20 protein-coding genes and 1 pseudogene are annotated in these 24712 nt (G+C 41.7%); 7 read left to right on the top strand and 14 right to left on the bottom strand.

What is annotated here, in order from left to right:
• The first annotated feature begins 91 nt into the window (after positions 1-91).
• On the top strand, positions 92-808 hold the full coding sequence (bfmR, locus tag F947_RS03885) for a response regulator transcription factor BfmR (RefSeq protein ID WP_004972318.1): 717 nt from the start codon (positions 92-94) through the stop codon (positions 806-808).
• A 63-nt stretch (positions 809-871) separates the two neighbouring features.
• Complete coding sequence (gene bfmS, locus F947_RS03880; protein ID WP_004972315.1) at positions 872-2539, top strand: sensor histidine kinase BfmS; 1668 nt, start codon at positions 872-874, stop codon at positions 2537-2539.
• A 99-nt stretch (positions 2540-2638) separates the two neighbouring features.
• On the opposite strand, the gene putP is transcribed toward bfmS, so the two are convergent.
• From putP to F947_RS03855, 5 genes are all read right to left on the bottom strand, one after another.
• Positions 2639-4129 (bottom strand): sodium/proline symporter PutP, encoded by a 1491-nt coding sequence (putP, locus tag F947_RS03875; protein WP_004972313.1) that lies wholly within the window; start codon positions 4127-4129, stop codon positions 2639-2641.
• Between the two features lie 221 nt (positions 4130-4350).
• On the bottom strand, positions 4351-5208 hold the full coding sequence (locus tag F947_RS03870; protein WP_004972306.1) for an SPFH domain-containing protein: 858 nt from the start codon (positions 5206-5208) through the stop codon (positions 4351-4353).
• Position 5209: 1 nt separating this feature from the next.
• Complete coding sequence (locus F947_RS03865; RefSeq protein ID WP_004972304.1) at positions 5210-5695, bottom strand: NfeD family protein; 486 nt, start codon at positions 5693-5695, stop codon at positions 5210-5212.
• 131 nt (positions 5696-5826) lie between these two features.
• Positions 5827-6744 carry a patatin-like phospholipase family protein gene (locus tag F947_RS03860; protein WP_004972301.1) on the bottom strand — a complete coding sequence of 306 codons (918 nt, stop codon included), beginning with the start codon at positions 6742-6744 and terminating at the stop codon, positions 5827-5829.
• 62 nt (positions 6745-6806) lie between these two features.
• Entirely contained in the window at positions 6807-7460 is a 654-nt protein-coding gene (locus tag F947_RS03855; protein ID WP_004972299.1) for a 1-acyl-sn-glycerol-3-phosphate acyltransferase, read from the bottom strand.
• 227 nt (positions 7461-7687) lie between these two features.
• Between F947_RS03855 and F947_RS03850 the strand changes: the two genes are divergently transcribed.
• On the top strand, positions 7688-8971 hold the full coding sequence (locus F947_RS03850) for an MFS transporter (RefSeq protein WP_004972297.1): 1284 nt from the start codon (positions 7688-7690) through the stop codon (positions 8969-8971).
• Positions 8972-9242: 271 nt separating this feature from the next.
• Here the strand turns inward: F947_RS03850 and F947_RS03845 are convergent, their stop codons facing one another.
• Positions 9243-9920: a YetF domain-containing protein gene (locus F947_RS03845; RefSeq protein WP_004972295.1), complete on the bottom strand. Its 678-nt coding sequence runs from the start codon at positions 9918-9920 to the stop codon at positions 9243-9245.
• Positions 9921-10071: 151 nt separating this feature from the next.
• Between F947_RS03845 and F947_RS14455 the strand changes: the two are divergent.
• Positions 10072-10327, top strand: a pseudogene (locus F947_RS14455) (endonuclease domain-containing protein); the annotation flags it as partial.
• 122 nt (positions 10328-10449) lie between these two features.
• Here F947_RS14455 and F947_RS03835 read toward each other — a convergent pair.
• The 3 genes from F947_RS03835 to F947_RS03825 form a co-directional block, all read right to left on the bottom strand.
• Positions 10450-10941 carry a hypothetical protein gene (locus F947_RS03835; RefSeq protein ID WP_004972294.1) on the bottom strand — a complete coding sequence of 164 codons (492 nt, stop codon included), beginning with the start codon at positions 10939-10941 and terminating at the stop codon, positions 10450-10452.
• Positions 10942-10945: 4 nt separating this feature from the next.
• On the bottom strand, positions 10946-12184 hold the full coding sequence (locus F947_RS03830; protein ID WP_004972291.1) for an AAA family ATPase: 1239 nt from the start codon (positions 12182-12184) through the stop codon (positions 10946-10948).
• An 82-nt stretch (positions 12185-12266) separates the two neighbouring features.
• A complete protein-coding gene (locus tag F947_RS03825) occupies positions 12267-15161 on the bottom strand; it encodes a valine--tRNA ligase (RefSeq protein WP_004972290.1) in 2895 nt (964 codons plus the stop codon).
• 251 nt (positions 15162-15412) lie between these two features.
• Between F947_RS03825 and F947_RS03820 the strand changes: the two genes are divergently transcribed.
• Genes F947_RS03820 through F947_RS03810 form a run of 3 tightly spaced genes read left to right on the top strand, consistent with a single transcriptional unit; the run spans position 15413 to position 17784 of the window.
• Entirely contained in the window at positions 15413-16081 is a 669-nt protein-coding gene (locus F947_RS03820) for a hypothetical protein (protein ID WP_004972289.1), read from the top strand.
• 42 nt (positions 16082-16123) lie between these two features.
• Positions 16124-16930: an SDR family NAD(P)-dependent oxidoreductase gene (locus tag F947_RS03815; protein WP_004972288.1), complete on the top strand. Its 807-nt coding sequence runs from the start codon at positions 16124-16126 to the stop codon at positions 16928-16930.
• Between the two features lie 56 nt (positions 16931-16986).
• On the top strand, positions 16987-17784 hold the full coding sequence (locus tag F947_RS03810; RefSeq protein WP_004972287.1) for a PA3715 family protein: 798 nt from the start codon (positions 16987-16989) through the stop codon (positions 17782-17784).
• 27 nt (positions 17785-17811) lie between these two features.
• On the opposite strand, the gene F947_RS03805 is transcribed toward F947_RS03810, so the two are convergent.
• The 5 genes from F947_RS03805 to F947_RS03785 form a co-directional block, all read right to left on the bottom strand.
• Entirely contained in the window at positions 17812-18273 is a 462-nt protein-coding gene (locus F947_RS03805) for a YbjQ family protein (protein WP_004972286.1), read from the bottom strand.
• Positions 18274-18304: 31 nt separating this feature from the next.
• Positions 18305-18661, bottom strand: coding sequence for a YbjQ family protein (locus tag F947_RS03800; protein ID WP_004972285.1), 357 nt, complete (start codon positions 18659-18661; stop codon positions 18305-18307).
• Positions 18662-18802: 141 nt separating this feature from the next.
• Positions 18803-20248 (bottom strand): multidrug efflux RND transporter AdeIJK outer membrane channel subunit AdeK, encoded by a 1446-nt coding sequence (gene adeK, locus F947_RS03795; protein WP_004972284.1) that lies wholly within the window; start codon positions 20246-20248, stop codon positions 18803-18805.
• Entirely contained in the window at positions 20248-23427 is a 3180-nt protein-coding gene (locus tag F947_RS03790) for an efflux RND transporter permease subunit (protein WP_004972283.1), read from the bottom strand. The genes adeK and F947_RS03790 overlap by 1 nt, the downstream gene beginning before the upstream one ends.
• Before the next feature lie 13 nt (positions 23428-23440).
• The gene (locus tag F947_RS03785; RefSeq protein ID WP_004972282.1) at positions 23441-24703 is read right to left on the bottom strand and encodes an efflux RND transporter periplasmic adaptor subunit; all 1263 of its coding nucleotides are present in this window, start codon (positions 24701-24703) and stop codon (positions 23441-23443) included.
• Positions 24704-24712: the final 9 nt, after the last annotated feature.

Here is a 24712-nt window from a genome sequence, read left to right as displayed (position 1 = left end):
TACAATGTAAACGTGTGTATATTGCAAATTATATCAAGACCTATCTCTCAGATTTTAAAAGGATAGGTCGAATCCAATAAAGGGACAGGTTATGAGTCAAGAAGAAAAGTTACCAAAAATTTTAATTGTTGAAGATGATGAACGCCTTGCACGTCTTACGCAGGAATACTTAATTCGCAATGGTTTGGAAGTTGGGGTAGAGCCGGATGGCAACCGTGCCATTCGCCGTATTATTGCAGAGCAACCCGACCTTGTGGTGCTAGATGTGATGTTACCAGGCGCAGATGGTTTAACCATTTGTCGTGAAGTTCGTCCACATTATCATCAACCAATTTTAATGCTTACGGCTCGTACCGAAGATATGGATCAGGTGCTAGGTCTGGAAATGGGTGCAGATGACTATGTCGCAAAACCTGTTCAACCACGTGTGTTATTGGCGCGTATTCGTGCTTTATTACGCCGTACCGACAAAGTGACTGAAGATGAAGTCGCACAGCGTATTGAATTTGATGATTTAGTGATTGATAACGGCGGCCGTGCTGTGACTTTAAATGGTGAGTTGGTTGATTTCACTAGCGCAGAATATGACTTGCTATGGTTATTGGCTTCGAATGCGGGGCGTATTTTATCTCGAGAAGATATTTTTGAGCGTCTGCGCGGCATTGAATATGATGGTCAAGACCGTTCAATTGACGTGCGTATTTCACGTATTCGTCCAAAAATTGGCGATGATCCTGAAAATCCAAAACGTATTAAAACTGTGCGCAGTAAAGGTTATTTATTCGTTAAAGAAACCAACGGCATGTAATACGCTTTTTTTCTGAGTTAAATACCGACTCAAATATAAAATAAGTCACATAGGACGGGTTTTGTGCTTAAACACAGTATATTCTTGCGCATCTATGCAGGATTGGTGATCTTAGTTGCAGTAGTTGCCATTTTGGCTTACTTATTGGTGCAAATCATCAACTATCAGCGTGCGCAAGAATATCGTGAGTCTTTAACTGATGGTATGGCTTATATTATTAGTGAAGGGATTGCACGACAACAAAACGAACAGCAAAAGAAAGACTGGATTTCTGATGCATCCGATTTGCTAGAATTGCCCATCTATTATGTGCAGGCAGACAAAGTAGATTTGTCGCGCACAGAGCTTCGACGGATTAACGAACGTAAAGCCGCTGTGCGCTATGATGCCGAAAATATGATTGCCTATATTATTTTGGGCATGAAAGATGATCCAACTCATTATTTATATATCAAGGCAGATAAAATTACAGAACGGCAAATGAAAGCTTTGCCGATTTTTGTTTTAGATTATTTGGTGTATTACCCGGGTCAGGAAAAAGAATATCTAGCCAAAATTCAGCAGCACTTTTCTTATCCGGTCAATATTAAAAATATTCAGGAACTGCCACTCGATTCTGAACAGATTGGGCGTTTAAGACTCGATCACAGCATTATTTTATATCGTGACAATGCCACCGTGCGTGGTACAACCATCTCGATTGTGTCACCGATGCCAAATTCACCCTCAGAAGTCTTGGTTTTAGGGCCTGTGCCGTTATTTAACTGGATGCCATTCCAGTTGGCAGCAGGCATTACCTTGCTCAGTATGTTTATGTTGAGCTTGGGGGTTTATGGTTTGATCTTGCCTATGCAACGTAAGATCCGCCAAGTGAACTATGCCTTAAACCGCACCAAATCGGGTGATTTAAACATGCGTTTGCCTGTAGATGGCACAGATGAAATGGCAAGTTTGGCATCTAGTTATAACAGCATGTCCGACCATATTCAGCGTTTGATTGAGGCGCAGCGTGAACTGATGCGCGCTGTATCGCATGAGCTGCGCACGCCTGTGGCACGTATTCGTTTTGGTATGGAAATGCTGGCAGAAGAAGATGATTACGAATATCGCTTACAGCAAGTCGAAATGATTGATAAAGATATTGAGGCTTTAAACACCTTGATTGATGAGATCATGACCTATGCCAAACTTGAACAGGGCATGCCATCTTTAGAAATTGAAAAGATCGTTTTGGTTGAAGTGCTAGAGCAGGTGGCTACGGAAACAGAAGCATTGAAAACCCAAAAAGATATTCAGTTGCTTGCACCACCTGTGACTTTGGAAGTGGAAGCTGAACGCCGTTACTTGCACCGTGTGGTACAGAACTTGGTGGGCAATGCAGTCCGTTACTGTGACCATAAAGTCTTGATCAGTGGCGGTATTAACGAACAAGGCATGGCCTATGTTTGTGTGGAAGATGATGGGCCGGGGATTCCCGAACAAGACCGAGAACGTGTATTTGAAGCCTTTGCTCGTTTAGATGACAGCCGCACCCGTGCTTCAGGTGGTTATGGTTTAGGTTTATCTATTGTGAGCCGTATTGCTTATTGGTTTGGTGGGAAAATTGAAGTCGATCAGAGTCCAAACTTGGGTGGTGCACGTTTTATGATGGTTTGGCCTGCCAAACGGTTTAGTAAGGCAAGAAAAAAAGTCGCAGCAGAGAAAGAGAAAACTACAGATTCATTGACTTGATTTGAGTGTACTAAAACTTTTCTCAGACATAAAAACCAGTGCAGTTCAAGGCACTGGTTTTTTATCGCTTTTTTATCTCTATGCAGATCAATCTATAACTTAGTGCGATTCTTTATATAGCTGATCGGCCTGTTCAAAACGGTCTGTCACTTCATGACTTGGCGCTTTGCCCAATAAACTCACTACGACAATCGCAATCCAAGAACAGACAAAGCCCGGAATAATTTCATAAATACCTGTATCTGCCCAAAGGTTTTTCCAAAGAATGACCATAAGTGCGCCGACAACCATCCCCGCCAATGCACCATTTAAAGTCATGCGTTTCCAGAACAAAGACAAAATGATTAGTGGACCAAATGCTGCACCGAAGCCTGCCCAAGCATAAGAAACCAATCCCAAGACTTTTGATTCAGGATTACCCGCCATCCAAATAGCAAGCAGCGCAATCATGAGTACCATGCCGCGTCCGACCCACACCAATTCATTTTGTGAGGCATTTTTACGCAGGAACGATTTGTAAAAATCTTCGGTTAAAGTACTTGAACAGACCAAAAGTTGACAGCTTAGGGTACTCATCACAGCAGCTAAAATTGCAGCCAGTACCACACCTGCCACCCACGGATTAAACAGGATTTTGGTCAGTTCCATAAATACTGTTTCAGGGTTGGCATTGACCACACCTGCCAGTTCAGGATGTTGCTGGAAGTAGGCGATACCAAAAAAGCCCGCAGCCACCGCACCGCCTAAACATAGTGTCATCCATGTCATGCCAATACGACGTGCATTCGGAATAGACTTGACTGAATCAACCGCCATAAAACGCACTAAAATATGCGGCTGTCCAAAATAGCCTAAGCCCCATGCCATGAGGGAAATGATCGCGACCCAGCTTAAATCACTGACTAAATTCAGCGCCTGCGGACGAGCCGCTTCTAAAGCAAGTGTGACTTGGCTTAGGTCAGAAAAGCTGAGTAGGGTAATGATAGGGGTCAGCAAGAGCGCAAAAATCATCAAGCCAGCCTGAATGGTGTCCGTCCAGCTGACTGCCAAGAAACCACCAATAAACACATAGCTGATGGTGGCAATAGCACTAATCCACAATGCAGTGCTATAAGGCAGATCAAACATACTTTCAAATAAGCGCGCACCTGCAACCATGCCCGAAGCACAATAAATCGCAAAGAAAATTAGAATTACGCAGGCAGATACAATCCTTAAAATTTTTCTTTGATCATTAAAACGGTTAGAAAAATAATCAGGCAAAGTCAGTGCATTGTGCTGTACTTCGGTGTGTACTCGTAAACGACCTGCCACCAAAAGCCAGTTTAGCCATGCGCCAATAATCAGACCAACGGCAATCCACATTTCAGACAAACCTGAAAGATAAATGGCACCGGGCAAGCCCATCAGCAACCAACCACTCATATCGGATGCGCCTGCAGAAAGTGCGGTGACAAAACTGCCAAGACGACGACCACCTAAAATGTAGTCCGAGAAATTTCGAGTCGCGCGATAAGCCAATAAACCAATGACAATCATGGCGACAATATAAAACAGGAAAGTAATAATGGTGGGGTTGAGTGCGCTCATACAGTATCCATTTGGGTTTTGGACAGTCGATGAAAATACAGACTGCTGCTAGACGTGAGTCACTCAATTTTGTGAGTGCAGACATCTCATCTGCGGTGCTGATTTCATCAAGAAACGCGAAATTTAACCATACATTAAAAAATATTTCAGATTTTTTTCTGAATGGGCATAAAATAGGCAGCTTGAAAGCTGCCTATCATCTTGATGTTTATCTGATTTGCTTATGGATTATTGCGACCCATAACACCACGAATGGTATTCAGGACATCTGCAGGTAAGACCACAGTTTTGGCATTGTTGGATTTCGCCATATCTTGCATGGCTTTTACATATTGCTCACCCAATAAGTATGCCACAGGAATTTCTTTATCACCTACCGCAGAGCTGACCATTTCAATGGCACGTTGAGAAGATTCTGCCAATACAACTTGCGCTTCTGCATCACGACGTGAAGCTTCCAAACGACCATCGGCTTCTAAAATAGCCGCTTGTTTTTCACCATCGGCTTTGGTTACGGTAGCACGACGCTGACGTTCTGCTGCAGCTTGTTCTTCCATAGCTGCCTGCATGGTATGCGATGGTTTAATATCCTGAATTTCTACAGTTTTAAGGGTAATTCCCCAGTCTGAAATATCATCAGAAATGGCTGCTTTGAGTTTGGCTTTGATGTGATCACGTGAAGACAAGGCATCATCCAAATCCATTTCACCCACAATAGAACGCAATGAGGTTTGAACAAGGTTTTGAATCGCCCAAGTATAGTTTTCAATGCCATACACTGCTTTTTCAGGAGTCGTGAGGTTTATGTACGCAACCGCATTCATGAGTAGAACTGCATTGTCACGGGTAATAACTTCCTGAGATGGGATATCTAATACAATATCTTTGGTGGTGACTTTATAGGCCACTTCATCGACATAAGGAATGACGAAGTTAAGTCCCGGTGCAAGTGTAGTGTGGTATTTACCCAGACGTTGCACAATCCACTTATAACCTTGCGGAACAATTCGCACGCCTTTAAAAATGGTAATTCCAACAAAGGCTAAAATCGCTAAAACAATAATAGATCCACCAGACATTTTAATTTCTCACTTTTTCGTTGTCATGTGCGCTGTGATGCGGCTGCACCACCAAATCATTACCCAAAATATCAATCACGCGAATACGATCTCCCACTTGCACAGGACTCGTGGTGCGGCAGTTCCATTCGTCTGAACCAAGTACGGGCATCGGGAAACGGACTTTAATTTGATCGTGTTCCAAGTTGGTTTGAATAACCATGCCAATTTGTCCAATAGTGGCTTCGCGTGACAAGCCTGCTTTGGTTTTATCGGTAGATAAGGGTTTGATAAATTTAAACCACGCCAAGGTACATAGTACCGACAAGATAATCCACATCACCAATTGGGTGGTGGTGCCCATCATGGGGAACATCAAGTATAAAATACCGACCATGACTGCCCCAACGCCAAACCATAAAGCGGCAAATGCAGGCAAGACCAGTTCTGAAAGCATTAACAGAACGCCTAGTACAAACCAGTGCCAAGGTTCAAGAACGAATTCCATACATCTACTCGCGTATTTTTTTACGATTGGTTAATTCTAATTGCTTAGAGAAACGCATCGACTTAAAAAGATGCGTTCTCATCACTTTAACAGATCAATAAGTTTATGAATATTAAAAAAATCACTGAATCTTAAAATTTCGGACGCGGTGCAGGCTTCAGCGCAGCAGGGGATTTTTTAAAGTTACTGATGGCTTGCAGAATTGCTTTGACCTGTAGTTGTGCGGCTTTCTCACCTTCCAAAATGGTTTGGTTACTGGCTTTTAAATCTAGAGTACCAATATGTCCAACTTTAGGTTGAATCACAATATTGGCCTGCGCCAATTCCTGATTGATACTTTGCTGCCCCATAATATTGAGGGTTTGATCGAGTAAGCCCCACATGCTGACAGGTTGATTGCCAGTCGGACGTGCAGAAATATCTACCGCAATGACTAAGTCGGCACCCATGGCTTTAGCTGTTTGTACGGGAATCGGGCTAACCAAGCCGCCATCCACATATTGTGTTCCGCCAATGGTGGCAGGTACAAAAACATTCGGAATACTGCAAGAGGCACGTACGGCTTGACCAGCATTGCCTTTAATAAAGTCGGCTTTACGTCCATTATCTAAACGTGTGGCAACGGCAGCAAAACGAATTGGAAATTTCTCAATCGGTTTATTTGCCACGTGTTGATTGACAAAGTCTTGTAACTTTTGACCTGCAATAAAACCCTGACGGTTTAAGGTTAAATCACGGATGTCGGATTCTTTAAAGGTCAGGGCAATGTGTTGGAGTTGGTAAGGACTTTTGCCACTGGCGTATAAACTGCCGACAAAGCTGCCTGCACTGGTGCCTGTGACAATTTTTGGTTTAATCCCGTGAGACTCTAAAACTTTAATGACGCCAATATGTGCAAAACCTTTAGCACCACCGCCACCCAGCGCCAGTGCAATTACAGGTTCACGTGCTTGGATAGGTGTGGTGCTTGGCGGTGTTTTTGTTGTTTTGTCGCAGCTAGCCAAAGTTAGAGCTAGTACGCCCACTAAAGAATAACGAATCAGTTGCATATCAAATCTAAATTTAGATCAAAGAATATTGCGCCCATCTGAACAAAAAATAGAAACTTTGACTAGCCCTTTTTCAAAAGCTTTTGTAACGGTTTTGCCAACCAATGTGGATTTTTAGCCGAAAACTTGCCGTGATATTGCGTATAAATTGCATCTAAATCTTGAGCATAATCGCCCGTAGGATGAAACACGCCCAAAATATGAATGGTTTTGTGTGCATAATCAAAAGAGAACATCACAATTGGGATATTGGCGCCGTAGGCAATATGGTAAAAGCCACTGCGGATATTTTCGGCTTGTTTACGTGTGCCTTCGGGCGCCATACCAATCCAGATTTTTTCTTTTTTTCGTACAATCTCAATAATATCTTGGGTATGTCCTTGAGGAGAATGGCGCACCACAGGAATTACCCCAATCCAGTTTAAAAGTGGCTTGAGTGGGGTTTCAAATAAAGTGTGCTTACCAAAAATAGTAATTTGAATACCTAAACCGAGTAGGGCGGTAAAACCATGCCACGCATCAATATTTGACGTATGCGGTGAGATAATAGCAACTGCTTTGGGCAAGTTGGGAAATTCGCCCACCATTTGCCAGCCTTGCGCCAAAAAAATATTTTTAAATAAAGCACGACTGCTGGCTGTTCCACGTTGTGGAACTTGGTCGGGTAACTGTGGAAATTGCCGTGCACTGCGTGCAAAAGGATTGGTGATTTTCATGAATGCGATGTCATCCTGACGTGCGTGATTAACAACAATAAATACCCAATATCATGACGCATGAATCTAAATCTATTCAAGATATTAGACTTTCGCTTTGTCTGATTCATTGGCAAAATAGTCGAAATCTGAATGTGAAAGTGATGAAAAATAACAATCCATTATTCAAAATTTTAGTGTAGTACTGCGTTTTTTTGATCTTTTGCCCATATCTAAATTGAGATGCTATGCCCAATTTGCGCCAAACTTATTTGTTGTTATTTTCTCTGTATTGGGCGCAGGGCTTGCCTGTTGGTTTTATGACCCATGCCTTGCCTGTGATTTTACGTGCGCAAGGTGTGTCTTTGGCACATATTGGCGGTTTCGGTTTGTTAATGCTGCCATGGTCAATCAAAGTGTTTTGGGCACCTTTGGTGGATCGCTTTGGACATTCATATTTTGGGCATTATCGTAGCTGGATTTTGCCGTGCCAGTGGCTGAGTGTTTTGGTGCTGATTGGGCTGTCCTTTTTACCGATTGAGTCCTTAAATCATCCTATATATTTGTGGGTGTTTTTTGTGGCTTTGCTCGGTATGAACTTGGTCGGTGCAACCCAAGATATTGCCACCGATGGTTTGGCGGTCAATATTTTACAAGCCAAACAGCAACATTGGGGTAATACCTTTCAGGTGGTTGGTTCACGACTGGGCTTTATTGTGGGTGGTGGTGCAATTCTGTGGGCATTGGATTGGCTAGATTGGCAAAAAACTTTCTTAATTTTAGCGGGATTGGTGTTTTTAAATACCTTGCCAATTTTAATGTTTAAAGAGCCACAACATGCTGCTAAACAAGTGCTTGTTCAAGCTCAAAGTAAAATGTCATTTCACGCACGTCTTGCTGCGATTCGTGAATATCTGCGCTATTTTGTGGAAACGCCTGTACTGTACGCATGGCTATGGGTGTTACTCAGCTTTAAAATTGCCGATGGTTTGGCTGGCCCTTTATTAAAACCTTTAATGGTAGATTTAGGCTTAAGCTTTTCTCAAATTGGCATTTATGTGACCATGTTGGGAGCAATGGCCGCTTTGTTGGGTGCAGGCATCGCAGGGTTGATGCTGAAATGGTGGTCTAGAGCGCATGCCCTCATCATTTTTTCTGTGCTTAAAATTTTGAGTTTAGTGGCCTATGCTTATTTGGCTGAATTGTATGAACAGCAAGTTGATGTGGCACACTGGCTGATTTATAGCATTAATGCTGCGGAAGATTTTTGCTCTGCCATGTTACTTGTAGTGATGCTAACCTTGATTATGCAGTACAGTCGTAAACAATATGCAGGGACTGATTTTACATTTCAGGTTGCGATTATGGCGACTGTGAGCGGGGTACTTTATACCCTGAGTGGAATCTTAGGCGATGCTTTAGGCTACGCGAATTACTTATTGTTGATTTGTATTGTTGCGATTTTTTGCCTTGTACCGATCTGGAAATGGGCAAAGCTTGCGAAAAGCACTCATTTATCAGCACTTGAATAAGAATATAGATCATCAAGACAGGATGACAGACTTAAACCACTTTAAAAAATACATTGAGTGAAAAAATAAAAGCGACCCTTAAAGAGTCGCTGGAGTATAAAAGGTATCCACATTGAAGTAGATACCGATCTCGTTTTTGTGATTTTCAAAAATTATTATTTGCGCTTTCAGTGCTTCACTTCGGCAGCGCAGGCAGTATAACTTTAAATTATGACAATCCTGCGACAGTTTAAGTCGCATAGAGATGTGTTGCAGGTAAAATCAGCATATTCTAGCTGCGGTATGGGGTATTGATTGCCTGTGTCCATTGTTGGTGATTACAACGCGGGCAGACTTCATTGGCATGTTTAAGTAAACGGACATGCCCGCAATACATGCAGGCATAATAAGTGTGTGGAACTATGCGGTACGCGAGTTGGCAAGCTTTAGGAAATAAGGGTAAACCATAGCGTGTGGCATCGCCATGAAAAAACAACATGCTGAATTTTCCATCACTTTCTAGTAAGCCAACACGTACTTGCCCTAAATGCTCCACGCCTTGTTGGCGCATTTCGGCAAAGAATTCATCATGCGACATTTTACCGTACTTAATTTTTTCTAAGACAAGTTCGCCATTTTCTACAATATACAGTGATTTACCTTCAATCAAATCTTCAAAGGGTTGGTATTTCATCATGAGCCATGTGGTCAGGCGATACATTGCAATCACTACTGTCATCACCACCAAGGCGTGTACCAAAGGTAAATCCTCAGTGAACATGGGGTCGCCCGCAATAGAACCGAGCGATAAAATAATGGCCAATTCAAAAATAGAAAGCTGGCGTACTCCGCGTTTCCCTGTAAGGCGCAAAAATATAATAATCATGCTAAACATGAGTGCTGCCCGAATCATTAATTCGGCAACAAATGTCCATGTGGTGTCGTGAATAAAGATGGTAAACCAATCCATAGATTGTCTATTTTGTTATTTTGATGCTTGATACTATGGTTAAATTGAGTGGGTAAAATAGTGGTTTTGAGTAAATAACTGCAATTACTTGAGTGGTTTAGGAAAACAAAAAAACTGTTATATTGTCTAAAAACTATAAATACAAAAAATAATGAATCAGAAGATGAATTCACAACTATTACAATTTGCCAAATCTATGCGTCATGTTGCTATGGATGCTGAAAATTTGCTGTGGCAGTGACTTCGTGCCAAGCGTTTTATGAATCTGAAATTTCGTCGTCAGTATGTAATTCAACCTTATATTGTGGATTTTTTTCTGTCATGAAATTGGTTTGGTGATTGAGTTGGATGGTGGTCAGCATGGAACAGATGATGCTGTCGAATATGATGCAGAACGGACGAAGTTTTAGAGATTGAAGTAAAAGTTCCTAAGTGTTTTTATAATTAGTGACTTTTATTCAATTTAGTTTTGTGTAAAAAGCTAATGTTTCTTTCATTTCAATTAAAATGAAAGAAACATTTCATGAAATTAGAGATTTATACTAGAAGTAGGTTTTACTCTATCGAGGGTTATCCCTGTATTTTTTTTAAGATTTCGTTTGATCTTATCAAGTTCAGAAGTTTTGCTAGGGCAACGAGTTGTTACAGCATATGCTCTTTTATTGTTACACAAATAATCAGGATGGTTTTTCTTTAGATAATTATGAGTTTCTTCAATTTGAAGAACAGCTTTATCTAAATCTTCACCTTTTAACTCAATAAAGATAGTTTCTTTTAAATTAAGACTTTGAGTACTACAGCTAATATTGGTTGGGCAATGTGTCAAGGGATTATTTTCTCGACTTTTGCATTTATGTTCGTAGACTTTATAAAGCCAATCACATTTATTACCCGCAGTAATTAAACCACCATCAATTTTTACTTCACAAACGTAAAAATTTTTATTATGTAAAGAAAATGAAGACTTATTCTCTTTCTGAGAAAAAATCTTTTTACATGAACAAGATTCGTAATTAGTCATAAAATTAATCTTGAGGCTCAAATTCTAATAATTGATTATAAATATCAGAAGCATGGCTAGATGCTTTATCTAATTCCTCTGAATCGATCATTGAATATTCTTCATTGATTATTGAATATAAAAAACCATCCTCTATTTTATAAGCACATATATCATTTATATCAATTGCTGACGTAGAAGGAAGAATATGATCGTATTCTTCTTGAGAAAGTAATCCTCTCTTCATTAAGTCTTTTGCATATAAGTAGTTATTAAGCTCACTTAAAATGTATGGACTATGGGTAGTAATAAAGAAGTTAAAACTATTACTATACATATTCGTTAAAAGTTTAATAATTTTTGCTTGTGAAATAGGAAAAAGATGTGCCTCTGGCTCTTCTATAAAAATATAGCTTTCATCTTGGATGTAAGAAAGTACAGCAAGAGTTATTAACATCGGTAGAGCTTCTTGTTGCCCTGAAGAAGTATGAATAACTTCTGTTTTACTGTTATTCTTAACTAAAAAAATTTTATCATCTATTTTTGAGATTTCACCACCTAAAATATCTTTAATAAATTGAGTAGGTAAGATTTCTGCAAGATCATTTTTATTTCTTAGGAAGAATGAAAGATAAACTTCATATAATCTTCCGAAGTCAACTAATAAGGGGTCTAAATTATTTCTACTACTTAAGATAGTAAATAAGTTTTCTTGAAATTGGGAAAAGAAAGATCTAGATGCAGGAATAAAATTTGCATCTTCAATGAAAATTTTTAGGTCTGAATTTTTTAACCAATTACGTATCTGTTCTTTATATAAGAATTCAACAGGTAATGAATATTTCATTTCTTTAGAAGATTTATTTTCATCCATTTCTTCTAATAAAATACTCATTTTGTCTAAGCATTTTTTATATGCGGTAACGATTTTCGGGTCAAAGCTTACGAGTAATTTCCCTGCATCATTACTTATTCTTATCAATAAATTATCACTGTGATAGGTAATAGAGAAATCTTGATGTTCCCATGCATAACTAGGAAAAAGAGAAGTAAAACGCTCTATGAAGGATTCACTAAATTGCTCAAAAGTTTCAATTTTTGAAATATTTTTTCTTAGTGATGACTCACAACTTTTAAAGAAATACACTGTTTTTGCAAGTACACTCTTACCAGTTCCTTGTGAACCGATAATAACATTAATTTTTTTAATATCTAAAAATGCTTCTTTAATAACTAAGAAGTTTTTTACAACTAAAGTTTCCATATAACCTTTATATGTAAGAAGACTATAACGTCAATCTAAACTGAAATGACGTTATAGTCCATAGACTAGATGTTTTATGTAATTAAAGCGCTGCAATTTGCTCCATATTCGCTTTAATCTTCGCTAACTGATCAGCAAACTCAGCTAATTTCGCACGTTCACCTTCAACAACCGCTGCAGGTGCCTTGCTGACAAAACCTTCGTTCGCAAGTTTAGTTGCAATTTGATCGTGCTGCTTTTGAACCTTGTCTAAGTCTTTTTGCAAACGACCCAATTCCGCTTTCGGGTCAATTAAGCCCTTCATTGGAACGAACACAGACACATGACCAACTACAGAAGAAGAAGACAATGGTGGTTGTTCGCCATCCGTCAAGAAGGTAATGCTCTCAACTTTCGCCAATGCTTTAAACAACGGCTCAATACGAGAAATCTGTGCTTTTTCTGCTTCAGTCGTGTTCTGTAAAAGTACAGGTAATAAACGTGCATTACCTAGACCCATTTCACCACGAATGTTACGCACTGCACCAATCAAACCTTGTAGCCATTGCATATCTGCTTCGGCTTGTTCGTTGATTTTGGCTTCATCTGCAACAGGGTAGTTTGCCAACATAATGGTTTCGCCACCCAAGCCAATCATTGGCGCAAGGGTTTGCCAAATTTCTTCCGTCAAGTACGGCATGATTGGGTGCGCAAGACGTAAAGAAGCTTCCATCACCGCAAGCAATACACGACGAACTTCAGCTTTACGTTCTTCAGAAACAGACTCATCATTCAGAACTGGTTTGGTCAGCTCTACATACCAGTCGCAGTATTCATTCCAAATAAAGTCATAAATCGCTTGCGCAGCCAAGTCTAAACGATACGTTGCAAACGCTTGATGAACAGCTTGCTCTGCCTTTTGTAAACGGCTCACAATCCACTGTTCAGGCAATTCCCAAAGGTCTTGACGTGCTTCTTGACCAACCGTTTGACCTTCAACATTCATCAATACAAAACGGGTAGCATTCCAAATTTTGTTGGCAAAGTTACGATAACCTTCCACACGTTTCATATCAAACTTGATGTCACGACCTGTGTTTGCCAATGCACAGAAGGTAAAACGAACTGCATCTGTACCATAAGCCTGAATCCCTTCTGGGAATTCTTTGCGGGTCGATTTTTCAATTTTCGCTGCTTGTTTCGGGTTCATCAAACCTGTCGTACGTTTTTGCACTAAAGTTTCAAGATCAACACCATCAATCAAGTCTAATGGGTCAAGTACGTTGCCCTTAGACTTCGACATTTTTTGACCTTCGCTGTCACGAACTAAACCATGTACATACACAGTTTTGAACGGAACTTGTGGCGTACCATCTTCATTTTTCATGAAGTGCATGGTCAGCATGATCATGCGGGCAACCCAGAAAAAGATGATGTCAAAGCCAGTGACCAATACATCTGTTGGATGGAAGGTGTTTAAGAAGTAGTTGGCTTTGTCTTTTTCAGCATCGCCTGTCCAGCCTAAAGTTGAGAATGTCCACAGACCTGATGAGAACCATGTATCGAGTACGTCTTCGTCTTGGTTTAATTCAACGTCAGCGGGGATGTTGTTTTTCGCACGAACTTCTGCTTCGTCACGACCAACGAATACATTACCTTCAGCATCGTACCAAGCGGGAATACGATGCCCCCACCATAATTGACGCGAGATACACCAGTCCTGAATGTTGTTCATCCACGCCATATACATATTGCTGTATTGTTCAGGCACGAACTTGATGCGACCATCTTTCACTGCTTCAATTGCAGGCTGCGCCAACGGTGCAATTTTGACATACCATTGATCTGTCAATAATGGCTCAACAATTACGCCCGAACGGTCACCGCGAGGTGGTTTCAAGGTGTACGGTTGGATTTGATCTAACCAACCTTCGCTTTCCGCTTGTTCAACTAATTTTTTACGTGCTTCAAAACGCTCTAAACCAATGTAGTCTGCAGGTGCAGGAATGGTTTTAGAAATTTGTTCGCCTGCTTTCGCAATATATTCAAACTCAGCCAATACTTCAGCATTTTTGTTGAAGATATTGATGATTGGCAATTCGCAGCGTTTACCCACTTCATAGTCATTGAAGTCGTGTGCAGGGGTAATTTTTACACAACCTGTACCGAATTCTTTATCGACATACTCATCTTTTACGATTGGAACGGCACGACCTGTAATTGGGAGGATGATGTTTTGACCAACAAGGTGCGAGTAACGCTCATCATCAAGGGCAACCGCAACCGCAGTATCACCCAGCAATGTTTCAGGACGAGTGGTTGCTACTACAATGTGATCTTTACCATCGTGAGTGCGTAGTGATTTATCTTCAAAGAAATATTTGAAGTGCCACAATGAACCTTGTTCTTCTTTATCCGACTCAACTTCTAAGTCAGAAAGGGCAGTTTGTAATTTTGGATCCCAGTTTACAAGGCGTTTGCCGCGGTAAATTAAACCTTCTTCGTGTAATTTCACGAAAACTTCTTTCACCGCATTCGATAAGCCTTCGTCCATAGTGAAGCGTTCACGTGACCAATCTACCGAAGAACCTAAACGGCGGATTTGACGGGTAATGTTACCGCCAGATTGTTCTTTCCATTCCCAGACTTTTTCGATGAATTTTTCACGACCTAAGTCATGGCGGCTGATATTTTGCGCGCCCAATTGACGCTCTACTACCATTTGTGTGGCAATACCCGCGTGGTCTGTACCCGGTTGCCATAAGGTATTTTTACCCGACATACGGTTAAAGCGCGTGAGGGCATCCATAATGGCGTTGTTAAAACCATGACCCATGTGCAAGCTACCTGTGACGTTTGGCGGCGGAATCATGATACAGAATGATTCGCCTTTTTCAGACGGCTTAAAGTAGCCGTTTTCTTCCCAAGTCTTGTACCATTTTTTCTCGATCTCGGTAGGATCGTAGGTTGTAGCAATATTTTGCGCTGAATCAGTCATAGTAAGAACAGGTTAAAAGTGAATAAAAAATTGCAACTATTGTAGCAAAAAAATTGCCCGCTAAGCGAGATTCAACTCAGCCAAACTTATCGCAATTGGCAGTTGGGCAAACTCATCGTATGATGGGCGACAAGTATGATAAAAACCTCAAGTTCTCCGTTGCCTGTAACACTGTTTTAAACTGGGTTTAAGCAATGGATTTTAAAATAGATGAAAACACATCAATACGGTCAAAATAGGCAAGTTCAGTTATGACTTATGCTGTATCTTTAAAATTAAAACCAGAAACATATCAAAGATTTCAACACATTCATCAACAACTCAATGCAGGTGAATCGGAAAGTTTATCTAAAGCTTTGGGGGCGGTACTGACCGATATTTCTTGTGAAATTATTGAGCAACTTTTTGGTGAATTGTCACGTTCTAGTCATTCACTGGATGGTGAATCTGAAAAAATTATTCAGCAAGTCATACAAACCATGCAAAAATATATGCCATGGTCGGTGTCGTTTTTTGGCAATGAACGCTTAACGCCTATGGTGAATTATCTGGCAAGCATGATGTATCAGCAGGAAGGGCAAGGTTTTGTGACTTATCCTGTCGATAGTATTGTTATGAAAGAAACGTTGGGTTGTATTGAGCAAATTCGGCAGGGCAACAGTGCATGTATTGCGCCTGCATTTAAAGGGTTTACTCAAATTATTGATCAGGGCGTGGGTTATTTAATTCGTGATCCGAAAAAAATGCTGAAATTTAATTTGGTGGTCGATAAAACTTTAAACGGCGTGATTCATTTGACTACGCAACTGGGGTATAAACGCCTAGAAAAAATGGGTGCGCAATTCGATTTGGAAAGTGCAGAGATATATTTAAACCATTTTCTTGGGTTTTTGCAGCATCCTGCAAAACCTAAGACTTAAATTTTGATGACTTAAATTTTTAAATAACGCGGACAAACGGTTATGGCAAAACGGGAAAACTTGGAACATAAAGTGGTGTGGATTACAGGTGCATCTTCTGGCATTGGTAAGGCATTGGCAAAAGAGTGTGCTTTACAAGGTGCACAAGTGATTTTAACCGCACGTCGTTATGAAGAACTTGAAAAAGTACGCGTGAGTTTGCTGAATCCTGAACGTCATCTTTCTGTATGTGCAGATATTACCAATGAAAGTCAGGTGTTACATGCGTATGAACAAGTTTTGGCACGTAAAGGACGCATTGACTGGCTAATTAATAATGCAGGTTTAAGTCAGCGCGCTTTAATTGCCGATACCACTATGCAGACTGAACGCACCATTATGGAAGTGGATTATTTTTCTCAGGTCTTTCTGACCAAAACTGTCTTGCCGACCTTTTTACAGCAAAAACATGGTCGCATTATTTTTGTATCTAGTGTTGCAGCATTATTGGGTACGCAATATCGCGCGTCATATTCTGCAGCGAAAAGTGCCATTCACATGTGGGCGAATAGTTTGCGTGCCGAAGTAGCGGAGCAGGGCGTACAGGTTTCAGTTGTTTTCCCAGGATTTGTGAATACCAATGTGTCTTTTAATGCGTTGAATGGTGAAGGCAAACCACAAGGACATCAAGATGAAGCCATTGAAAATGGTTTAGATGCCGATGTTTTTGCTAAAAATACAGTTAAAGCACTCATGGCAGGCGATGAATATATCGTGGTCGGGGGCGCTAAAGAAAAACTGGGCGTGTTGGTGTCGCGTTTATCGCCAAGTACTTTATATAAAATGATTCGTAAAACCAAAGTGAAGTAATTTTTAATCAAAGTGACTTCAAAATAAAATAATAAAAACAAAAAGAAGGATGAGCCATGCGTTCAATGATGAAAGGTATTTTTTTATTTATCAGCGCGTGGCTTTTCGCTTTCTTAGGGATGACTCAAACGACATTTGCCAAATTACAAACAAACGATGATTCGTTGTGTAAACAACCTGAATATATTGAAAAGATTTTACGACAGCACACAAATACAACCACAGTGAATGAGGACTTTTTGGCTTGTGCGGATTTCCCCAATGTTCCTGAACAAACTTTAATTGCTTATGCTGAAACTCAGACAAAAGATGATCAACCTGTAGATGATTATCAGCTGACTTTTTTAACCGTAAATAGTAAAACGCAAAAGTTTCATTCAATCTATCACGTGAAAGAGCTTTTGCCTTCAGATGCAATTGAACTGCGTTCTATCCAATTAGATTTGGCGCCGTATCAAGTTTCTGAAAGCTTAAGGGCAATTGGTTTAAGAAGGAATTATGCAGGACGTTCAAGTGCTAATCCATTTTCGGCGCAAGTACTCGATTTATATGATTTACAACATAACAAGAAAATTTTAAACGGCTTAATCGTAGCGCGCTATCAGGCAGAAACCGATACACGTTGTAATGCCAAAGTAATAGAAAGCAAAGCTATTTTAATGATCTTGCGAAATACAACTCGACAATATTTTGATATGCAATTACGTGATCGTATTCAACATTATGAAATGTCGGGCGATTTAGAAAATTGCAAAGAAACTAAACGAGTGTCTACTCAACAGCGTTTCACTTTAAAATTTGATGGTCGGCAATATCAAATTCCTCAGCCTTATCGAGATCAGTATTTATACTAAATTCTTTACAAACGCTGAAAGATGTACTCAGCGTTTTGCAGAGAATTGACTAACGCTATTTTGAACCGCCGTTCCATAAGCAAAGACTTCGACCATGCCGCCTTGCATCCCCAATTCTGTGGTGCTTAAACGCAGCCCCATAATATGATTTGCGCCCATTTTTTCAGCTTCTAATTTTAAACGGACGATGGCTTCACGACGCGCCCGCTCGACAATACTTTCATAACTGGTCAAGCGCCCGCCAAAGAAGTTCTGAATATTGGCAATCACAAACTTAAAATAATCATGAGAAATGACCACATTGCTGTGTATCAATTGCCCAAAATTGGGACTGGTCTGGAAGCGGTTATTATCAATCTGAATATAACTTAAACGCAGTTCTTGCTCGGCTAAATATTTGAAATGTTTGCGTTCGTTGTGTCGCCCAAAACCAAAGCCTACGGCAAATAAAATCGCAAAGACAACAATTTGCAGAATTAAATTATCCATGTGATGTTATTCCTGTTCAATAATCTTTGCTTTAGTGTGATGCTGGAAATGGGTCTGGAAGTTTAGGAATATCTGCCTCGACCACCACTGCTGTACCATAAACAAACAATTCCGAAGCACCTTGAGCGATATTTGAAGTAGAAAAGCGAATCCCAACAATAGCATTGGCACCTAAACCACGTGCTTTAGCAATCATACGATCCATCGCTTCTTGGCGTGATTCTTCTAGTAATTCGGTATAAGCCGTTAATTCACCACCGACAATATTTTTGAGTCCTGCCAAGAAGTCACGCCCCACATGCTTACTGCGTACGGTGCTGCCATAGACCACATCAATTTGCCGTGAAATACGATGACCTGGTACAGATTCAAGATTACTAAGCAACATAAGATTCTAATATTTAAAAACAAGACGTATTGAAGATATGAAATGTGCTTGCAAAAAGCAATAAAAAAGCCCACCGAAGTGAGCTGATTTAGTCTTTATATCTGAGCTGTTAAGCAGCAAATTTAAGGTAGACGCAAAGACTTATTGCGCTTTACGTTCTGCCGATGATGCAGGTTGTGATGTGGCATCTGAAGTATTGGCTTTCACACCGCCACCCAAAGATTTATACAACTCCACCTGATTGTTCAAATTGGCTTGTTCCAACAACAATAAACCTTGTTCTGCTGCATAAGACGTACGCTGTGCATCCAACACGGTTAAATAGTTGTCAATGCCTGCGCGGAAGCGTGCATTAGATAATTTATAAGTGGTATTGGTCGCATCAACCAAGCGTTTTTGTGCCGCTAAACGATCACCAATATTTTGACGAACTGCCAAAGCATCATTCACTTCACGGAATGCAGACTGAATTGATTTTTCATAGTCAGCCAAAGCAATTTGTTGATCCGTTTCTGAAATTTTGATGTTGGCTTGGCGTGTGCCCCAATCAAAAATTGGCAAGTCGATGCTCGGGCCCACTGCCCAAACAAAACTGCCTGATTTAAACAAATCACTCAAGTCAGTTGATGCATAGCCTGCATTGCCCGTGAGGCTAATGCTTGGGAATAAACGTGCTTTTGCTGCACCAATATTGGCACCCGCAGCCGATAGTCGATACTCTGCAGTACGAATATCAGGACGGTTATTCAGCAAGTCACTTGGTAAGCCAGCGCCAATTGCGGTAGTTTTGGTAATGTGCGTCACACGCTGCGTTGGCAATAACGCACTTGGAACTTGTTCGCCCACCAACAAGTTCAGCAAGTTTTGTGCTTGCGCGACTTGGGTTTTGTAGTTGGCGACATCATTACGTGCAGTTTCAACTGAAATTTGTGCCTGACGGACAGGTAATTCACTATCAATGCCGACATCAAAACGCTTTTTGTTGAGGTTATAAGACTCAAGCTGTGTTTTTAAGGTTTGGTCTGCCAGTTTTAAATTGGCATTGGCAAAAGAATAGTTGAGCCATGCTTGCGCCACCTGACCAATCAAGGCAATTTGTGTGGCATCACGCGAGCTTTGAGTTGCCAAGAAGTTATCTAATGCATTGTCTTTTAAGCTGCGTACACGACCCCAAAAATCTAGTTCGTAGGCAGTTACACCTAAACCAACGTTATAGCGTGTGTGTGTGCCTAAAGCAGTACCTTGATCTTGACGCAGTACGCCACCGCTAGCACCAATGGTAGGTAACTGGTTGTTTTCGGTAATTTGATAGGCTTGTTGGGCACGTTGGATATTCAGCGTCGCTGTGCGTAAATCACGGTTATTGTTCAATGCCATATCCAAGACTTGTAATAAGCGTTGATCGGCAAAGAAATCTTTATAACCTTGTTCAGCCACTGAAGTACCCGATGCAGCAGCAGTATAGCTGCTTGGAATACTTGTCTGAGCGACGGGCTCTAGCCCACGCATACTTTGACAGGCTGTCAAAGCAAGCGCGAGGGCAGAAACCGCAATACCACGGCCTGTATGCGACCATAAGTTTTGCATCACGATACATGCTCCTGATTATTTTGTTGTTTTGGTTTGTATTTAAAGATACTTCTAATCCAGACATAGAATACAGGAATAAAGAAGATCCCTAACAAGGTTGAGCTAATCACACCACCTAACACACCATAACCGACCGAGTGTTGGCTACCTGCACCCGCACCTGATGAAAGTGCAAGCGGCAATACACCAAAACCAAAGGCCAAAGTGGTCATAATGATTGGGCGTAAACGCATTTTTGCAGCATGCAAGGTCGCTTCAAACAGGTCTTCACCTTTTTCTTGTAGCTCTTTGGCAAATTCCACAATCAAAATCGCGTTTTTGGCTGATAAACCAATCACGGCAATAATTGCCACTTGGAAGTAAATGTTGTTGGATAGGTTCGGGTTTTTGAACAAGATCATGCCCCCGAAGGTGAGCAATAATGCTCCGACAATACCCAACGGTACCACCAACAGCACCGAGAATGGAATAGACCAGCTTTCATACAAGGCTGCCAAACACAAGAATACAATCAGTAATGACAGTGCATAGAGGAATGGTGCCTGATCGCCCGATTCACGTTCTTCAAGTGATAAACCTGTCCATTCATAGTCAAAGCCGTTTAAGCCCATAGATGGAAGTTTTGCGACAATTTCTTCCATCGCTTGCATGGCTTCACCAGAGCTGACACCTGGCGCAGGTGCACCCTGAATGTTCTTGGCAGATACGCCGTTATAGCGTTCCAAACGAGGTGAACCATAAGTCCATTCACCTGTTGCAAAGGCAGAGAATGGCACCATTTCACCACGGTTGTTGCGGACATACCACTTGTTCAGGTCTTCAGGCATCATGCGTGAGTCTGATTCAGCTTGAACATAAACTTTTTTCACACGACCACGGTCAATAAAGTCATTGATGTACGAACCACCCCAAGCCATGCCCATGGTGCTGTTGATTTCAGCAATGCTGACACCTGCCGCACCTGCTTGCGCTTGGTCAATAATAATACGGTACTGTGGTGTATCTTCTTGACCATTTGGACGTACGCCCATTAAGCGAGGGTCTTTAGATGCTTCACCCAACACAATATTACGTGCCATGGTGAGTTTTTCATGACCATTGCCCGCAGCATCTTTCAGTTGCAAGTTAAAGCCTGAGCTGACACCTAATTCTGGCATCGCAGGAAGCTGTAATGGCATGATGTAAGTGGCATCTTTCACAATCATGTTCAGTGCCATACCACGCTGGATAATTGCACCAACTTGAGATTCAGGGCTTGTACGCTCACTCCAGTCTTTTAACTTAATGAACGCCATACCTGCGTTTTGACCAACGCCTGAGAAAGAGAAGCCTGAAACACTAAATACCGACTGCACATGCTCTTTTTCATTTTCTCTGAAAAAGTTGGTCATGCTGGTCATGGTGGCGTCAGTACGTTCCAAAGTTGCATTTGGTGGGAGTTGTACCAATGTCATCACCACGCCCTGATCTTCATCAGGCAAGAATGATGATGGTAGTTTTTGGAACACTAACACAATAATGCCCAGTACCACTGCATATAAAACCCCCGAGAAGATTTTATGATGCGTCATGCGGTTAACACCACCTTGATATTTAACCGAGAGCTTATCGAAACTGCGGTTAAACCAGCGGAAGAAACGCGCAAAAATACCGTTGCTTTCAGGCTTGTTTGGATCGTGTTGTTTAAGAATCGTGGCACATAGGGCAGGGGTAAAGGTCAACGCTACGACCAGTGACAACACCATTGCAGTCACAAGCGTAATTGAGAATTGACGATAAATAACGCCTGTAGTCCCACCAAAGAATGCCATAGGTACGAATACCGCAGACAATACCGAGGTAATCCCGATCAGTGCGCCTGAAATCTGTTTCATCGACTTTTCAGTCGCCGCCACAGGGTCAAGATGTTCTTCGACCATGACACGTTCTACGTTTTCCACCACGACAATTGCGTCATCGACCAATAGACCAATCGCCAGTACCATGGCAAACATGGTCAGGGTGTTAATCGAGAAGCCAAACATGTTGATCACGGCAAAGGTACCCAGTACCACCACAGGTACGGCCATAGTTGGAATAATTGTGGCGCGCCAGTTCTGCAAGAACAGGAACATCACAATAAAGACCAAAATGATCGCTTCAATTAAGGTTTTAACAACACTCTTAATCGAAAGTTCAATAAATGGCGTGGTATCAAAAGCCAACTCATCCTTTAAACCCGCAGGGTAGTTAGGACGTAATTGCTTGAGGCGTTCTTCCACAGCAGCAGCAGTATCTAGGGCGTTAGCACCTGTAGATAATTTAATTGCGACACCGCCCGCAGGCTTGCCGTTGTATTTAGAAATAAACTGATAGTTGTCTGCACCAAGTTCAATTCGTGCGACATCACCCAAGCGCACTTGAGCGCCTGAAGCGGTATTTTTTAGAAAAATATTGCTGAATTGTTCAGGTGTTTGCAGCAAGCTTTGCGCAGTTACTGTAGCATTCAAAGCCTGACCTTGAATTGCAGGTGCGCCGCCCAATTGACCTACCGCAACCTGTGCGTTTTGGGTACGAATCGCTTGAGCAATATCACTTGGTGTGACTTGCAAGCTTGCCATTTTGGCAGGATCCATCCAAATACGCATTGCGTATGAGCCACCAAAGACTTGTACTTCACCCACACCTGCAACACGGCTCAGCGGTTCAGAAATGTTAGAGTTAACATAGTCTTTAATATCATCGGCAGACAGGCTTTCATCAGGTGAATAAAAAGCGAGAACCTGTAAGAAGCTCGCTCCTGATTTGGTCACTTTCACGCCTTGACGTTGCACATCATCAGGCAAGAGCGCCGTAGCAGATTGCAATTTGTTCTGTACTTGAACCTGTGCAATATCTGGGTCGATACCTTGTTCAAAGTTTAACGTAATGGATGCAGAACCGTTCCCCGCACTGTTGGATGAAATATAGCGCAGACCATCCAAGCCGTTCATTTGTTGTTCAATAATTTGCGTTACTGTGTTTTCCACAGTTTCAGCAGATGCACCCGGATAGGTTGCAGCAATGGTGACCGTTGGCGGTGCAATGGTCGGATATTGGGCAATTGGCATATTGGTGAGGGTAATAATCCCCGCCAACATGATTACCAATGAAATCACCCATGCAAAAATGGGGCGATGAATAAAAAAGTGAGCCATTAACGTCTACTCCTTATGTATTTGAAGTAGCTTTTGATTCAGTTGCTTGGGCTTCTGAGGCTGGTTTGGCATCCCCCGATTTTGCTGGTGCAGCAGGTGCAGCTTGAGGAGCAGCGCCTTGCGGTTGATACGGCTTAGCGACCACTTGCTGTTCAGGTTTTACTTTGGCAATACCTTCGACAATCACTTTATCGCCAGTTTGCAAACCTTCAGTCACAATCCAGTTGCTGCCTTGCGTACCAACTGTGGTCACAGGACGCGGTTCAACAATACCTTTGGCATTCACAATCATTGCCATTGCCTGACCTGTTGGGGTACGGCTAATCGCAGCTTGTGGAATTAAGATTGCGTTAGGAATCACACCTTGCACAATTTGCGCAGTGGCAAACATACCCGGCAATAATAAATGATTTGAATTTGGGAACACGGCGCGTAAAGTCACGGTGCCTGTTTCTGGGTTCACGCTGGCATCAGAAAAAGCCAAACGACCTTCAACAGGGTAGTAGCTGCCATCTTCAAGTTTTAATTTTACTTTGGTGTTGTTGCTGCTATTTAAACTACCTTGACTCAATTGCTGACGTAAACGTAGTAACTCTGCGCTGGACTGATTGATGTCTACATAAATTGGGTCTAAGCGTTGAATCGTCACCAACGGTTCCGCCTGACTCGCAGTAACCAATGCACCTGCAGTCACAGTAGAGCGGTTAGTTTGCCCTGAAATTGGGGCACGTACAGTCGAATAGCCTAGGTTAATTTCGGCATTGCGTACTTCTGCTTGAGTCGCAGCAACATCGGCTTCGGCAAGTTTTACCTGTGCCACAATGTCATCATATTCTTGTTTAGAGATTGCATTGCTGCCTACCAACTGACGGTAACGACCTTCTTTAATGCGTAACACATTCAATTGCGCTTGCTGGCGGGTGAGTGCTGCACGGCTACTGTCTAGACTGGCACGGTTGGTACGTGAGTCAATTTCATAAAGCGCCTGACCCTCACGCACGTAGCTGCCTTCGGTAAATAAACGTTTCAGAACCACACCACTGGTTTGTGGGCGAACTTCTGAAATTTCAAAGGCTGTGGTACGTCCAGACAGTTCTACAGACTGTTCCACGCTTTGTGGCTGTGCCACCAGTACGCCAACCTCAGTCGGTGGCATTTGCTGAGCTGCACCTGCTTGCTGTGCATCTTTTGGATCTTTGCTACAACCCACAAGTGCTAAACTTGTGGCTAATGCGCAAGCAGTCAGGGCAGGAGCCCAAAGCTTTGCAGACATCATTCTTTCACC

This window comes from Acinetobacter towneri DSM 14962 = CIP 107472 (assembly GCF_000368785.1).
Lineage (GTDB): Bacteria > Pseudomonadota > Gammaproteobacteria > Pseudomonadales > Moraxellaceae > Acinetobacter > Acinetobacter towneri.
Note: the sequence above shows the minus strand (reverse complement) of the source record. Positions and strands in the feature narration are given on the sequence as shown.